This is a genomic window from Streptomyces sp. TLI_105, assembly GCF_900105415.1.
Taxonomy (GTDB): domain Bacteria; phylum Actinomycetota; class Actinomycetes; order Streptomycetales; family Streptomycetaceae; genus Streptomyces.
In genome coordinates, this window is the sequence record NZ_FNSM01000001.1 from 7,073,132 (window position 1) to 7,086,192 (window position 13,061).

Here is a 13,061-nt window from a genome sequence, read left to right on the forward strand (position 1 = left end):
CCGGCAGGCCCTCGCCCACCGAACCGACGCGCCCCCGTGCCGATGCGCTGCACCTGCCGGGCAGCGTCGGGACGCTCGGCGCCGAGCCGGTCGCCGCGCTCCTGACCCGGGCCACGCTCCCGGCCGTGGCGGCCGACGCGGTCTGTGCCACCGTCCTCGGCCTCCTCGCGGACCGGCTCCTCCGGACCGCGGTGGTCCAGGCGGGGCCCCAGCAGGGCCTCCTCTCCTTCTCCGCCGGCCTCGGCAACGGCATCCCGGCCGCCCTGACCTGCGGCCTGGCGGCCGGTGTCCTCGCCGCCGCGGCGCTCCGGCTCTCCCCGCGGGACGCGCCGGGCCCCGCGTCCTGAGCCGCCGTACGGCACGGGTCCCGGCCGGGGGCAGGAGCTGACCGGACCTGCACAATACGGGGATGAGCGATGACGACCCGTACCTGTGGCTGGAAGACATCTCCGGCGAGGCCGCCCTCGCGTGGGTGGCCGAGCGGAACGCCGAGACGGCGGACGTGCTGGCCGCCGACGACGGGTTCGCCCCGCTGAAGGCGCGCCTGAGGGAGGTGCTCGACGCCTCGGACCGCATCCCGTACACCGTGCGGCGCGGCGCGCACCTCTACAACTTCTGGCGCGACGCCGAGCACGTGCGCGGGGTGTGGCGGCGCACGACCCTGGAGCAGTACCGCAAGGACGAACCCGCCTGGGAGGTCCTCCTCGACGTCGACGCGCTCGCCGCCGCGGAGGGCGAGAAGTGGGTGTGGGACGGGGCGCGGGTGCGCCGTCCCGCGTACGACCGGGCCCTGGTGCGGCTCTCCCGGGACGGCGGCGACGCCGTCGTGGTCCGCGAATTCGACCTGGAGAAGCGGGAGTTCGTCGCGGACGGCTTCGCGGTGCCGGAGGCGAAGACGCGGATCGGGTGGATCGACGCCGACACCGTCTTCGTCGGCACGGACACCGGACCGGGCTCCCTCACCGACTCCGGCTACCCGCGCACCGTCCGGCGGTGGCGGCGCGGCACGCCGATCGAGGAGTCCGAGCTCGTCTACGAGGCCGAGGACACCGACGTGTCGGCCTGGGGGTACCACGACCCCACCCCCGGCTTCGAGCGGGACTTCGTCGGCCGCTCGCTGGACTTCTTCCGCAGCGAGACGTACCTCCTGGAGCCCGACGGCACGCCCGTGCGCCTCGACGTCCCCGACGACGCGCTCGTCGAGGCCCACCGCGGGCACCTGCTCGTCACCCTGAAGTCCGACTGGCTGGGGCAGCCCACCGGCTCCCTCCTCGCCTTCGGCTTCGACGCCTTCCTCGCGGGCGACCGCACCCCCGAGGTGCTCTTCACCCCGGACGCGCGGACGGCCCTCGCCGGGCACTCCTGGACCCGGCACCACCTGATCCTGGAGACGATGCGGGACGTCAGCGCCCACATCGAGGTCCTCACCCCGGGCCGCGACGGCGCCGGCTGGACGCGCACCCCGCTCGTCGGCGTCCCGCCGCTGTCCGCCGTCGGCGTCGTGGACACGGACCCGGACGTCTCCGACGAGTACTTCCTCGACGTGTCCGGCTTCCTCCAGCCCTCCAGCCTCCACCGCGGGCACATCGGCGCCGACACGGAGGTCCTCAAGCAGGCCCCGGACCGCTTCGACACCGCCGGCCTCACGGTGGAGCAGCACTTCGCGACCTCCCCCGACGGCACCCGCGTGCCCTACTTCGTCATCGGCCCCGACCACGCCGTCACCGGCCCCGGACCCACCCTCCTCTACGGCTACGGCGGCTTCGAGGTCTCCCTCACCCCCTACTACGGCGCCGTCACCGGCCGGGCGTGGCTGGAGGGCGGCGGCACGTACGTCATCGCGAACATCCGGGGCGGCGGCGAGTACGGCCCGGACTGGCACCAGGCCGCGCTCGGGGCGCGGCGGCCGCGGGCCTTCGAGGACTTCGCGGCCGTCGCCGAGGACCTCGTCGCGCGGGGCATCACCACCCCGGACCGGCTCGCCGCGTCGGGCGGCAGCAACGGCGGCCTGCTCATGGGCGCGATGCTCACCCGGTACCCGGAGCTCTTCGGAGCGATCGTCGCGCAGGTCCCGCTGCTCGACATGACCCGCTTCCACAAGCTCCTCGCGGGCGCGTCCTGGATCGCCGAGTACGGCGACCCCGACGACCCGGCCGACCTCGCCCACCTGCGCGAACTCTCCCCGTACCACCGGCTCACCGCCGACCGGACCTATCCGCCGGTGCTCCTGATGACCTCCACCCGCGACGACCGCGTCCACCCCGGTCACGCGCGCAAGACGGCGGCGCGGCTACGGGAGCTCGGTCACCCCGTGCTGTTCCACGAGAACACAGGCGGCGGCCACGCGGGCGCCGGGGACAACGAACAGGCCGCCCACAACAGCGCCCTCGTGCACACCTTCCTCCGGAGGCACCTGAGCTGACCTGCCTGTCACAGCCATCCCTGGCGCTGTGCCTGCAGCGCCATCTGGAAGCGGCTCGTGGCGCCGAGCCGGGCCATGAGGACCTGGATCCGGCGGAAGAGCGTGCGGCGGCTGACCCCGATCTCCCGGGCGATGACCTCGTCGCTCGCCCCGCCCGCGAGCAGCCGCAGCAGCCGGCGGTCGGCCGGCAGCAGCCCGGCCGGCCGCACGGAACGGCCGTGCAGCGGCAGCGCGCTCTGCCAGGCCTGCTCGAACAGCGCCACGAGCGCCGACAGCAGGCCGCACGGCTGCACCACCAGCATGCTGTTGTGCACGTCGGCCTCCTTGATGGAGAGCGAGACCATGGCGTACGCCTCGTCGATGATCACCAGCTTCACCGGCACCGACGGCAGCACCCGCGCCTGCTCGCCCGCCTCCACGCACGGCTCGATCGCCTCCTCCAGCTGTCCCGGGTGCTCCAGCGACGCCTGCGAGTAGACGACCCGCTGGGTCACCCCGCGCGCCAGGGTCGCGAGGGCGTCGTCGGTGGCGCTCGGCAGCGGGAAGTACGGGGGAGAGTCCAGCTGCCGGATCTCCTCGCGCGCGCTGGCCCAGGCGTGCCGCATGCGGGGACCGACCGCGTCCCCCGTCACCACCTCGACGAGGTCGTCGTGGTAGGCGGCGAGCCGCTGCCGCCGGAACGACTCGAAGGCGCCGCCGACGGTGATCCGCGACTCGTCGAGCTCGGCCGCCCGGTGCCGCCCCAGGATCTCCAGGCCCGCGGCGGGCGGCACCGGAGCCACCAGGTCGGGGCCCTGCGCCGCCGGACTCGCCAGGCCCGCGTCGACCAGTTCCCCGTACGCCGCGGACAGCTCCGCACCGTCGAGACCGGCCGCGGAACCGATGGCGCTCAGCGGCGCGGGACCGAGGTCCAGGAGCCGGACGTAGACCCGGCGGGCCTCGTCGCCGATCCCGAGCAGCCGGAGCGCCTCACCGAGCTTCGCGTTCGCCATGGACCGCATTATCGACCCGCCCCGGCGGCCCCCGCCGCCCCGGGTGTGGCCGATCCGTGCCACTGACCGATCCGGGCACCCGGCGGGCCCGGGGCGCAGTACCGTCCGGGTGCCGTCGACGAGCGGCGGTCGAGAACGTACTGGGAAGAAGGTGCAGGACGTGGCGAAGGGTCGCAAGAACGGCCTCTACAACGGCGTCTCCGAGGAGCTCTCCGCTCTGATGAGGACGGGGTGGGCGGACACCGAGCGGCACGATCTCGAACCGGCCGAGCAGGCACCGTACGCGGCCCGCCGCCGCGCCGCGCTCTCCGCGCTCTTCCCCGGCGAGCGCCTGATCGTCCCCTCGGGGAACCTCAAGTACCGCTCCAACGACGACAACTACCCGTTCCGCCCGTACTCCGGCTACGTGCACATGACCGGCGACCAGGCCCGCGACGGCGCGCTCGTCCTGGAGCCCCGCGCCGACGGCGGCCACGACGCCTACTGTTACCAGCTGCCCCGCGACAGCCGCGACAACGACGAGTTCTGGATCGGCTACACGGCCGAGCTGTGGATGGGCCGCCGCCGCTCCCTCGCCGAGTCCGAGACCGTCCTCGGGCTGCCCTGCCGCGACGTCCGCACCATCACCGAGGACCTGGCCGCCGGCTCCGGCGTGCCGACCCGGATCGTCCGCGGCGTCGCCCCCGCCCTCGAAGCCGCCGTCACCACCGACGAGGAGCGCGACATCGAACTGGAGGGCGCGCTCAGCGAGCTCCGCCTCGTCAAGGACGAGTGGGAGCTCGGCGAGATGCGCAAGGCGGTGGACTCCACCGTGCGCGGCTTCACCGACTGCGTCGCCGAACTCTCCCGGGCGATCGCCTCGTCCGAGCGGTGGATCGAGGGCACCTTCTTCCGCCGCGCCCGCCTGGAGGGCAACCACGTCGGCTACGGCTCGATCTGCGCCGCCGGCGACCACGCCACGATCATGCACTGGACGGACAACGACGGCCCGGTGCGCCCCGGCGAGCTGCTCCTCCTCGACGCCGGCGTGGAGACGCACTCCCTCTACACCGCCGACGTCACCCGCACCCTCCCCATCAGCGGCACCTTCACCCCGGTCCAGCGCCAGGTGTACGACGCGGTGTACGAGGCCCAGGAGGCGGGCATGGCCGCGGTGAAGCCGGGCGCCCCGTACCGCGACTTCCACGAGGCGTCCCAGCGTCACCTGGCGGCCCGGCTCGTCGAGTGGGGCTTCATCGAGGGTCCCGTCGACCGCGCGTACGAGCTCGGCCTCCAGCGCCGCTTCACCATGGCGGGTACCGGCCACATGCTCGGTCTGGACGTCCACGACTGCGCGCAGGCCCGCACGGAGGAGTACGTCGACGGCGTCCTGGAGCCGGGCATGGTGCTCACGGTCGAGCCCGGCCTGTACTTCCAGCCGGACGACCTGACCGTGCCCGAGGAGTGGCGCGGCATCGGCGTCCGGATCGAGGACGACCTGGTCGTCACCGAGGAGGGCCACGAGAACCTGTCGGCCGGTCTGCCGCGCTCCTCGGCCGAGGTCGAGGCGTGGATGGCCCGGTTCGCGGGCTGAGGCTCCGCAGGGTCGCACGGGGGCCGTCCGCGCGTGCGCGGACGGCCCCCGTGGAACCTCCGTACACCTGTCCGGGCCGCGTGCGTCCGAACGAGAGAAAGAGGGGCGGATCTTCACCGATTCAGGTGACAGCGGTCGAGGCGAAACGTCCCTCCCGACAAGGGGGCGGCCACGCTCGACGTGACACATGGAGCCACCCTGTGGAGCGTCCGATGCAGCTGATCCCCCGTCACGACCCGTACCTCGTCGTCCGCTCGACCGGCGGTCTCACGGTCGCCGCCCTCCGGGGCGAACTCGACCTCGTCCTGGTGCGGCACCTGCGGCCCGAGCTCGACGCCCTCGTCCGGGAGTCCGACGCCCTGACCGTCGACATCCGGCGCCTCTCCTTCTGCGACGCCACGGGGCTGGGGCTCCTCGCCCACTGCGCCGGGCGCGTGCACCGGCGCGGTGCGCGCTGGCGGCTCCTCTGCGACCAGCCGTGGATCCTGCGGCTCATCCGGCTGACCGTGCTGACCGACGTCCTCCACCCCGAGCCGGGACCACCGGACTTCCTCGACGAGCCGGACCCGGTCGTCGGCCTGCCGGCCCCGCTCGGAGGGTCGGCCCCGCTCGGACAGCCGGACCCGGCGGCCCGGCCGGAACCGGTCGTCGGTCTGCCGCGGCCGGTCGCTCAGCCCGTCGTCCCGCCCGGGCCGATGGTTCCGCTGCCGCCCGGGCCCGGCGTGACGAGGCCCCTCTCGTAGGCGGCGATCACCGCCCGGGTGCGGTCGCGCCGCCGGAGCTTCCGGAGGACGCGGGCGCCGCGTGATCGCCGGGGCGGAGCCGGGCGGGGGCGAAGCGTCGGAGCCGGCGGGCCGGGCTCACGGGCGCCAGCGGGGCGCCTCGTCGTCCGGGGCGTCCGGGCTCGCGAAGTGGAAGGGCACCGCGAGGTGTTCGGCCAGCGCCCGGCCCGCCGCTTCGGCGGCCGTGGCCTCCGGACGGCGCGACTCCGCGGCCCGCGCCTCGCCCAGGTGCCGTACGGCCGTCTCCCGGTGGACCGTGGCGAGGTGCTGCTCGCCGGCGGGCGCGGTGGAGACGGCCAGGAGGATCACGAACCAGTCGTGGACGGTGTCGCCGTCCCAGATCGCCTCGATCGCGGCCACGGGCCCCGGGCAGCCGGAGGCCCGGGCGGCCAGCGACTCCAGGTCGAGGGGGCTGAGCGGGGTGCGGGCGATCCGGTCGCCGTGGTGCAGATACCGGGCGTGGACGACCCCCTCCGCCTCGTGGAGCCCCAGACCACGGCTCCGGCACGTCTCCCGGACGACCCGCACCGCCTGGAGCCGGCGGTCCTGGAGGACGTACCCGTCGACCTCGCCGCGGATGCCGTCCGGCAGCAGGTCCCACCACTCGGACGTCGTCGACTCGGCCATGCGGATCCTCCCCTTGTTCCCGACCGGGAGGTTACCCGCGGGTCGGGGGCGTGTGCGCGGGGTTTTCCCGGGCCCTCCGGCGGGCCGAAACCCCGTGGCGGGCCGGGCCCGTGGACGTGATGATGACCGGATGACCCAGCGCGCGCATCCCGTGGACGCCCTCGTCGTCGTCGACGTGCAGTCGGCCTTCGTCACCGGCGACGGGGCCGTGCCCGCCGCCGACCGCCTCGTCGACCGGACGACCGACCTGATCGCCCGGGCCCGGCGGGACGGGGCGTTCATCGCCCACCTGCAGAACGACGGGCCGCCCGGCGCCGAGGACGAACCGCACACGCCCGGCTGGGAGCTCCACCACCCCGTGGAGCCCGGACCGGCCGAGGTCGTGATCCGCAAACCCCACGACGACGGCTTCCAGGAGACCGAGTTGGGGGCCGTGCTCACCGGCGCGGGGGTGCGGGCGGTCGCCGTCTGCGGCGTGATGTCGGAGATGTGCGTGCAGGCGACGGCCCGTACGGCCCTGGCCCTCGGCTACCGGGTCGTCGTCCCGCACGACGCCCACGCGACGCAGGACATCCCGGCGGCGCCGGGCATCGGCGAGGCCGTGCCGGCCGCGACGGTCTCCCGCGTCGCGGCGTACGCCCTCGGGAGCGACGCCGAGACCACCGTCACGGCCGCCGACGTCACCTTCACGGCCCCTCGACGGCCTCCGGCCCGGCCGCCCCGGGAGACGGCTCCGTAGGCCGACCGCGCCGCCCGCGAGGACACCCGCCCGGTCGTCCGTCACTCCTCGCGCTGCGGCTGGATGCCCGCGAGGAGGTTGAAGGCGCCGGTGAGGAGGTTGAGGGTGACCACGCCGACCACTTCGGCGATCACCCGGTCGCTCCAGCCGTGCGCCCGCACCTCGGCGACGTCCTCGTCCGAGAGCGAACCCGGTTCGGCCAGGACCCGCAGGGCGAGGCCGATGAGGGCGGCCTCGCGCGGGTCGGTCGACGTGCCCTGGCGGGCGAGTTCGATGTCGGTCTCGGTCAGTCCCGCCGCGCGCCCGGCCGCCCGGTGCGCCTCGCGGCAGGTGCCGCAGCCGATCCACTCCTGGACGGCGAGGGACAGCTTCTCGCTCAGGGCGCGGGGGATCTTCACCCGCTTCATGGCGCGCGAGAGGCCGAGATAGCCGTCGAGCAGGGCGGGCGAGTGCGCCATCGTGGACACCATCTCACCGACGGAGCCGTGTCGTTCGACGATGTCGGTCAGCAGCTCGCGCGCGCGGCCGGGTGCCTGCTCGGGGGCGAGCGCGGTCAGTCTTCTCGTGGTCACGGAACCTCTCCTCTGTATACCCTCGGGGGGTATAACGCCGTGGGGTGGGGAGGGGTTCCCGGACCGCCGGGGCTCCCTGGGGAGGGGTCGGTTCACGAGAGGGGCGACGGTCTCCCGGGCGTCCGGGCGAAGCGGCCCGGGGTGGTGCCCACGATCCGCTTGAACGAGCGGTTCAGATGCGACTGGTCGTAGAACCCGGTCGCGGCCGCCACCTCGACCGGCGGCCGCCCGTCGAGCAGCAGACGCCGGGCCCGGTCGATCCGGCGGGCCGTCAGGTACTGGTGCGGCGCGATGCCGAAGGCGCCGCTGAACGCCCGTACGAGATGCGCCGGATGGGCGTGCAGCAGCCCGGCGGCCTCGTCCAGGGTCACGCCCTCGACGAGACGCGCGTCGAGGAGCTCCCGCAGGCCGTGCGCCACACCGGGATCGGCTCCACGCGCGGGCGTGACGAGCCGGGGCCGCAGGTGGCCGCGCAGCCGCTCGCCGATGAGGGCGAGGCGGCTCTGCGCCTCCAGCCCGTCACCCGGCTCCGCGAGCGCGGTGTGCAACTGCCCGACGCGGCGCCGCAGCAGCGGGTCGACGAGGTCGGGCGCGTCGACCGCCGGCCCGATGAAGCTCTCGTCCAGCTGGGTCAGGTCCAGGTACAGGACCCGCTTCCGGAAGCCGTCGGAGGTGGCGGGCGAGCCGTTGTGCGGGACCTGCGGCGGGAGCAGGGACACCGTGTCGCCGGGAGTGCCGCGCTCGTGCCGGTCGAGGTCGTAGCGGACCGCGCCGTCGTCGACGATGAGCAGGGTCCACACGTCGTGCACGTGCATCGGGTACGCGTGCTCGGTGAAACGGGCGTGGAACACCTCCACGACCCCGGGGACGTGCGGCCGCCACGCCGTGACTTGCTGCCGGGCCGCCGTACGGACCACCATGCAAGGAATGTACATGCGGCCTGTTGTGGTGCTCAAGCGCTCGACCTGCGGTTTCATGGTGTGCGTGGTGCTCCGTCCCATCAGTGGGGACTTCTGAGGGACTTAACGCTGACGATCTTGCTCCAGCCATGCGTCCATCGCTGCCAGCCCTCGGGAGCCCGCACCCGGCATGAAGTGGAGGTAGTGGTCGAGCGTGATCTTCGGGGACGAGTGCCCGAGCCACTTCGACAGGCTCACGATCGATTCTCCGGCTTCGAGCTGCACGCCGGCGTAGGCGTGCCGAAGGGCGTGGAACATGTCCGACCGGGATGCCTCGAAGACGGGGTGCCGGCGGACCTCGCTGCTGTAGCGCGTGACCTTTTGGCGCGGGCTGCCAGATTTGGCGCTATGGGGACCTCTCGGGTCCTGCCCCCTGGGGAGGCAGAAGTACGGCCGTCCCTTGACGTCCCATCGGAGCTGGCGCCGTACGTGGGCCACGCCGGCCTCGAGGTCGAAGTCTTCCTCCGCGAGCCCGAAGGCTTCTCCCTGGCGCAAGCCGAGGCCGAGCCCCAGGTCTACGGGGAACTGGTATCGCTCCTGGAGGTGGGATCGCACGGCATCCGCGATGACGCGCGTCCAAGCCTTCGCCTTCTTCTCTGGCGGGCGAGGGCGCTTGACGCTCTGGTGCGCCTTGACCGGATTCCGAAGAAGTCGCTTGTCGTCCACCGCGCTGCTGAGGATGGAGCTGAGATGCCCCCAGATCACCTCGGGCGTCGATGCTTCGACGCGCCGGAGCAGGAATGCTTTGAACGTTCGTAGAGCTCGTAACACGATCTTGTTGAATGGCCCTGGTCGGCCGTGACTAAGGCTTGTCCCGTAAGTGATCTTGGACCTGGTGAGGGCAAGGTCGGCGGCGGTACCGCCCGTTGGCCTGTCCGGCGAGGTGAGGTTGTGCAGGCGGGCGGTGCCGAGGATGGCATGGTGGACGCCGTCGCCCTTGCGGCGGCGGTGCGGGCTGACGAGTCCGGTGCCCTGGTAGCCGCCATCGGCGATGGTCATCGTCTTGCCGGCGGCGGCCTTGGCGCCGGACTCTTCCCGGCCGCGGGAGTCGTGCCGGTTGCCCGCCAGGGGCCGGCCGATCACGACGACCAGGCGGGTGTCGGCGTCGATGACCACCTGATGGGCCGTTGAGTAGCGGTAGTTTTTCGATTGCTCGGCGATCGTGTGGTCGCGGGTGGGCGCCAGGGTGCCGTCGACGATGAGCACGGTGTCCTTACGGAACCGCTTCCTGGGCTGGAGTGCGAGTAGCGGTCCGAGGTGGTCGATGATCCGGTCCGCCGCCGACTCGGAGACGCCAGGCAGTGGGGCTATCTGGCGCATCGTCAAGTTCGTGCGCCAGTACACAACGACCAGCAGGATCCGGTCCTCCAGAGGCAGGCTCCACGGTCGGCCGCGGTGTCCGTCGGCCACGCCCTCGCGGCGCACGGTAGTCACCGACTTGCCGAAGCGGCGCGGGCTCAGCCCGGCAAACGGGGCTATCCAGGAGGGTTCAGATGCCGTAATCACGCCAGCCATCGCAAGATCATCCCACCAGTGTCCAGGTGTTACCGGAATACACCCAGCGACCCCGTGATCGATCCATGGTGGGGCCAACGCCTCAAGACCCCTCAATTGCGGACCGGAGGCAGGGCCCCTCGTTTCCCTGCTCACAGTCGCCCGGAAGATCACCCGCTTGCCCTCAACCGCGCTTGAGGTCATACGGTCTTCCCATGACCTGCACGGTGTGCGGGCTCCACGCTGAAGTACCTGGAGGGGGCACCCAATGACGACTCAGCAGATCTCCGACACCGAACTCGCCGGACAGCCCGCCGCGTACTGGACCGGTGTCGCCTACGAGGCGCTCATCGCGTATACCCGGGCCCAGCAGGCCGAAAAGGGCTACACCCAGCCCCAGTTCTGGCTGCTGCGCAACCTGTCGGTGAACGACATCTCGCCCGACGGTGAGGGGATGACCGTGCCCGAGCTGCGGGAGGCCATGTCCTCCTGCATCCGTCCCGAGGACGACCTGGCGGCGGAGGCCGAGGGGCTCCTTGAACGCGGCTGGCTGACCCAGGACACCGAGGACCGGCTGTGGCTCACCCCGGAAGGAGAACAGGCCCGCATCGACCTGGCCCGCAACGCCCCCGCGATCCGCGCCGCCCTCCACGAGGGCATCGACGACGCGGACTACGTCACCACGGTGAAGGTGCTTCAGCGGCTGATCCGGAACGCGGGTGGGACGGTCGCCTGATGGACCGCAAGCCGGAGCAAAGCGCCCCGGGCCGGATACTCAAACCGATCTTTGCGGTACAGCCCTTAGTCAACGCAACAGGCCTCCAGGTCGCTGAGGAGATGCTCGTCAACGATGGGACTGATCAGCGGTCCCTCCTCGAAGACATCGAGGAGCAGACGACACGGCATCTCAAGGGCCTCACGGCCATCAAGACCGCCAGGCCGAGGTGTTCACCGAGCAGTGGGACTTCTTCTCGCGGTTCGTCGTCCTCCCCGGCTCCTTCGACCCGGCGGAGGACACCCGGCGCACGACCGACCTCTCCCGGCTCCTGCCACACTCCTTTCTGGAGCGCCTGGAGCGCCTGGAGCGCCTGGAGCGCCTGGAGCACGGAGGCGTGGCCCTGGTCGACGTATAGGCGGGCGCCGAAGCCCGCGGGGTTCGAACTCGTGACCAGTCCGGAAGGACTCCGTCGCCACCTCAGGGGTCACAGGTAGCGAATGGGCGGCGGCGTCTGTCCGGGCTCCGGCTCTGCCGTCTCTTCTTCGGGTTCTTCGGTCACGCGCGGTGGCAGGGGCAAGCTCTGGAACGGCAGCCAGACCCGGTGCTCCGTGTCCGTGTCGCAGCACTCCTCGTAGCGAACCCCTACCTTGAAGTCGCTCGCCTTCACGCTCTCGGGGAACGTGGCGTCGATGCGGCAGCTCATGATGAGCGAGCCCCGCTGGGGGAAGTTGGTTCCGTCACCGTCGTTCTGAAGTTGCTCACAGCCGGCGTAGAACGGGCCGGAGGTCAGCTCGCACAGACCGACGCCTTCAAGGGGCAGGCAGTCAGGAAACTTCGACGGCTTGACGAAGAAGTTGAAACCGTAGTTGTGACCCACCCACAGGCTGTTCGGAGAAGGGATCTCCGGACGCCGGTCGTCCGTCGCCGTCATCTGCACGGTCAGCGTGACGTGAACCTCGCCGGGCTTGTCGTACTGCCCGCCGTCGCCGTTGACGTCCGTGGAGAAGCTTCTCCAGGCGTACCCGTAGCGCCAGTCGTCGATGGTCACCGCGGTGAGCTCGGGCGTCACCGGCTTCGGCGACGGCTTCACCTCAGGCGTGGGCGCCGCGGTGGTCGGCGTCGGGCTGGAGCTGGGAGCGGGAATCTCCTGTGTGGCCGTGACCGACGGCTTCGCGTCGGCTTTCTTCCCGATCGGGACGGCGCACGCGGTGGCGGTGACGAGTATGGCGACGGCCGCGAAGAAGCGGTGGCGCACGAGGGCCCCCTCGGTCGTGAGCTTGCTGTGGACGAAGGGTAGCGATCCCGAGGAGGGCCGGGGCACGAATTGAGCACCGAGCGCTTTCCGCCGCAGCTCAAGCCGACGCCGAAGCCGAACGGGCCGAAAATCGCGTGGGACTCGGGGGCCCGAAGGGCCGGCCTTCCGCTCCTCGTACGAAGAAGGCAAGTGTGTCGTCGCCGTCGTCCCGCGAGGTCTCTTCCTTCCGCGGAGTCCTGCTCCCTCCTCATTCCGGGAAATCGTCGCAGGCCCCCATCACCAACGGCGGTTTATGTAGAGCCTCCCGCGCCGTTCGGTGTAGTAGTACCGGTTCGGCTGCGCAGACTCGTGTCGCCACCAGAGGAATGCCGCAATGATCCACGACACCACCCCGGCGAGCAGCAGCCACCCGTAGACCTGTCCTGCGAATACCTCAGTCGGCGTGGCATCGTGCAGGATGGACGGGCAGTCCGCGGAAGCACGCATGTGGTGTCCGGGGTCATCTGGATGGTCCATGCACCACGAGACGTCACCGGTCACCCCCATCAGCACGAAGGCGGACACCACCGCGCACAAGCCGGCCAGCGCCGGCCATACATGGGGAGGCGCCGGAGCAACACGCGGTCGCGGCGGGGCCTTCGAGGAAGAGACCTCGTCCTTTTTCTCAGGCGGCACCTGACGACGGCGTTCCTCGGCCACCGTCCGGCGGCGCCGCTCCTCAGCCACCACGGTCTGCCGACGCTCCCGCTCACGGTCGGCTTCGGTGCGCCAGCGCTGCACCGTGCCCGAAGGCTGTACCCGCCGCACACTTGCTTCGTCGTGTCCCGCCCGCTTCGCGTGGGACCGTACTGCCGCGGCCGTCGTCACCCCCTCCACCTGAGGAACAGGCTTCCCGCACTCCTCGCACGTCCACTCCACGCGTGTACCC

The 13,061-nt window shown here is 72.0% G+C and carries 13 protein-coding genes and 1 pseudogene; 7 read left to right on the forward strand and 7 right to left on the reverse strand.

The features are described 5' to 3' along the window. Nucleotides 1-125 precede the first annotated feature (125 nt). Complete coding sequence (locus tag BLW86_RS32355) at nt 126-347, forward strand: hypothetical protein (RefSeq protein WP_093877309.1); 222 nt, start codon at nt 126-128, stop codon at nt 345-347. Nucleotides 348-409: 62 nt separating this feature from the next. After that, nucleotides 410-2,422, forward strand: a complete 2,013-nt coding sequence (locus BLW86_RS32360; protein WP_093877310.1) for a prolyl oligopeptidase family serine peptidase — start codon at nt 410-412, stop codon at nt 2,420-2,422. An 8-nt stretch (nt 2,423-2,430) separates the two neighbouring features. On the opposite strand, the gene BLW86_RS32365 is transcribed toward BLW86_RS32360, so the two are convergent. Beyond that, nucleotides 2,431-3,414, reverse strand: coding sequence for a helix-turn-helix domain-containing protein (locus BLW86_RS32365; protein ID WP_177181813.1), 984 nt, complete (start codon nt 3,412-3,414; stop codon nt 2,431-2,433). A gap of 160 nt (nt 3,415-3,574) precedes the next feature. On the opposite strand from BLW86_RS32365, the gene BLW86_RS32370 reads away from it, so the two are divergent. Further along, nucleotides 3,575-4,987, forward strand: coding sequence for an aminopeptidase P family protein (locus BLW86_RS32370; protein WP_093878983.1), 1,413 nt, complete (start codon nt 3,575-3,577; stop codon nt 4,985-4,987). Nucleotides 4,988-5,199: 212 nt separating this feature from the next. Next, a complete protein-coding gene (locus tag BLW86_RS43410) occupies nt 5,200-5,730 on the forward strand; it encodes an STAS domain-containing protein (RefSeq protein ID WP_256341488.1) in 531 nt (176 codons plus the stop codon). A gap of 117 nt (nt 5,731-5,847) precedes the next feature. Here the strand turns inward: BLW86_RS43410 and BLW86_RS32380 are convergent, their stop codons facing one another. Beyond that, the gene (locus tag BLW86_RS32380; protein ID WP_093877312.1) at nt 5,848-6,396 is read right to left on the reverse strand and encodes a hypothetical protein; all 549 of its coding nucleotides are present in this window, start codon (nt 6,394-6,396) and stop codon (nt 5,848-5,850) included. A 130-nt stretch (nt 6,397-6,526) separates the two neighbouring features. Here BLW86_RS32380 and BLW86_RS32385 point away from each other — a divergent pair, with 130 nt between their 5' ends. Beyond that, the gene (locus BLW86_RS32385) at nt 6,527-7,135 is read left to right on the forward strand and encodes an isochorismatase family protein (protein ID WP_093877313.1); all 609 of its coding nucleotides are present in this window, start codon (nt 6,527-6,529) and stop codon (nt 7,133-7,135) included. A 41-nt stretch (nt 7,136-7,176) separates the two neighbouring features. Here the strand turns inward: BLW86_RS32385 and BLW86_RS32390 are convergent, their stop codons facing one another. The 3 genes and pseudogenes from BLW86_RS32390 to BLW86_RS32405 form a co-directional block, all read right to left on the reverse strand. Beyond that, nucleotides 7,177-7,707, reverse strand: a complete 531-nt coding sequence (locus tag BLW86_RS32390; RefSeq protein ID WP_093877314.1) for a carboxymuconolactone decarboxylase family protein — start codon at nt 7,705-7,707, stop codon at nt 7,177-7,179. 92 nt (nt 7,708-7,799) lie between these two features. Beyond that, a complete protein-coding gene (locus tag BLW86_RS32395) occupies nt 7,800-8,642 on the reverse strand; it encodes a helix-turn-helix transcriptional regulator (RefSeq protein WP_093877315.1) in 843 nt (280 codons plus the stop codon). Between the two features lie 909 nt (nt 8,643-9,551). Continuing rightward, a pseudogene (locus tag BLW86_RS32405) lies at nt 9,552-10,181 on the reverse strand (transposase family protein); the annotation flags it as partial. A 247-nt stretch (nt 10,182-10,428) separates the two neighbouring features. Here BLW86_RS32405 and BLW86_RS32410 point away from each other — a divergent pair. Together BLW86_RS32410 and BLW86_RS32415 are read left to right on the forward strand one after the other, a co-directional pair. Next, nucleotides 10,429-10,896, forward strand: coding sequence for a MarR family winged helix-turn-helix transcriptional regulator (locus tag BLW86_RS32410; protein ID WP_093877316.1), 468 nt, complete (start codon nt 10,429-10,431; stop codon nt 10,894-10,896). Nucleotides 10,897-11,104: 208 nt separating this feature from the next. Next, nucleotides 11,105-11,293, forward strand: coding sequence for a hypothetical protein (locus BLW86_RS32415; protein ID WP_093877317.1), 189 nt, complete (start codon nt 11,105-11,107; stop codon nt 11,291-11,293). Nucleotides 11,294-11,362: 69 nt separating this feature from the next. Here BLW86_RS32415 and BLW86_RS32420 read toward each other — a convergent pair whose 3' ends face one another. Together BLW86_RS32420 and BLW86_RS41615 are read right to left on the reverse strand one after the other, a co-directional pair. Next, nucleotides 11,363-12,133 carry a hypothetical protein gene (locus BLW86_RS32420; protein WP_143060292.1) on the reverse strand — a complete coding sequence of 257 codons (771 nt, stop codon included), beginning with the start codon at nt 12,131-12,133 and terminating at the stop codon, nt 11,363-11,365. A 276-nt stretch (nt 12,134-12,409) separates the two neighbouring features. Continuing rightward, nucleotides 12,410-13,000, reverse strand: coding sequence for a hypothetical protein (locus tag BLW86_RS41615; protein ID WP_143060293.1), 591 nt, complete (start codon nt 12,998-13,000; stop codon nt 12,410-12,412). Nucleotides 13,001-13,061 lie beyond the last annotated feature (61 nt).